The organism is Vibrio sp. 10N.222.54.A3 (genome assembly GCF_041474095.1).
Lineage (GTDB): Bacteria > Pseudomonadota > Gammaproteobacteria > Enterobacterales > Vibrionaceae > Vibrio > Vibrio crassostreae_C.
In genome coordinates this window covers 1-1,503 of the sequence record NZ_JBFRTN010000067.1, presented here as the reverse complement: position 1 = coordinate 1,503, position 1,503 = coordinate 1, and the positions used below count along the sequence as shown (strand labels likewise).

Genomic DNA, 1,503 nt, shown 5'->3' with positions numbered 1-1,503 from the left:
CTGTCTCTTGATCACAAGTCTGGTTAATCAAGAGACTTAGCGAGTTCATACCCTTCAAGGATGGTTTGTAACCTAAACCATCCTTGCCATAACGTCTTTATAGAAGCGCGACCTGTTCGCTTGGTATTCTTCCAACCACCTAACCGAGCAATACCGTTGTAAGCCCATGATATATTAGGCGCTTCTTTCGGTAGTTTTTTGCTCTCCAACTTGAGCCACATTAACTTCCACGCTTTGCCTTTTAATACCTGCTCACAACTGCTCTTAGATAACTCGTCTGATTCATTCATAAACCTCAACTGGAGTAACCGAGTCGCGATAAAAGCCAAAACGACGCTGAGCCTTTCTAAATTATCCTTACTTTGCATTCTCAGTTGCTCAACTTCAGTCCCTTCACTTTTCCAGACTTTATGAAAATCTTCTATTAGCCAGCGCCGCTCATAATAACTGACGATTTTGAGTGCCTCTTCCTTGCTCGTTATCGGCTCTGAAGTCAGTAAGTGCCATGCGAGCTTATTACCACTCTCTCCTTGTTCTATACATCCCACGTAGTAAAGCGGAATGTTATCGAACTCTTTTTTGTTAGCAGGAGACTTGAGTGTCACGGGGGCATATTTGATATCTAAATGAGCCTTGCGAGCTTTACGACCGCCTTTTTGCGGTATTTCTAGCACTTTCTCTCCGGCTGATAACAGAGTAGAGGCATAGCTATAAAGACGATTATCATGCTCTTCAATACAGCGGCTTTGCATTGAGCGAACGAGGAACCTTTGTTGTTGCTCTCGCTTGTAAATGAGGTATTCAAATAGGTCGGCTTCTCTATCGCACACAGAAATGACATCCGAAATTTTATCGCCAAGTCGCTCAGCGACATGGCGAGAGGCTTGTTCCCACTTATAACTTTCTTTCTCTTTGTATGGTCGAGTCGCATGCTGGTGCCTTTGACCTCGCTTTTCTATATCACGAGTCCAGCGCTGTTGTTCAATTAAACCAATAACAGATTGAGTGTCGGGAGCAAAAAGTAAGGTTGAGTGTACGAACATGGCGCGATGTCGATTGCCTTGATTGGAGTGCCCGAGTTCATCTCGAATGCTGCGATGGGAGTAACTGAGAGAAGTGGTGTCTTCTAAGGCAAGAAGTGTTTGTTGCTCTAATGCTTCTTGTGCGGTGACATAAAAACCCGCTTCTGCGATATCTTCTGCTTTGATTTGCTCATTACGGATGAAGCGATAAGCCCCTTCCATTTCAGCAGGGGAGATAATGAGTTTCGAGACGGGTACGCCAGGTTGCTCGGCCAGTGAGGCTGCGAGAGCAACGAGTCTTTGAGTGCGTCTAGGGTCATTAAGGTGGGCTTGACCGAACTGTTTTTGTGCCCAAAGGGTTGGCTCTATATAGGTCATGATAATCATCCTTGTCATTGCTTAGATGATCAGATCATGAAACCTAAAAATAGTTCAAAAAAAATCCCCAAGCGTGGCTTAGGGATTTGTGTATAAGAGACAG

The 1,503-nt window shown here is 44.6% G+C and carries 1 protein-coding gene; it reads right to left on the bottom strand.

Annotated features, from left to right (window positions below; genetic code table 11):
* Positions 1–23 precede the first annotated feature (23 nt).
* Positions 24–1,400: an IS4 family transposase gene (locus AB4507_RS14960; protein ID WP_061024553.1), complete on the bottom strand. Its 1,377-nt coding sequence runs from the start codon at positions 1,398–1,400 to the stop codon at positions 24–26.
* Positions 1,401–1,503: the final 103 nt, after the last annotated feature.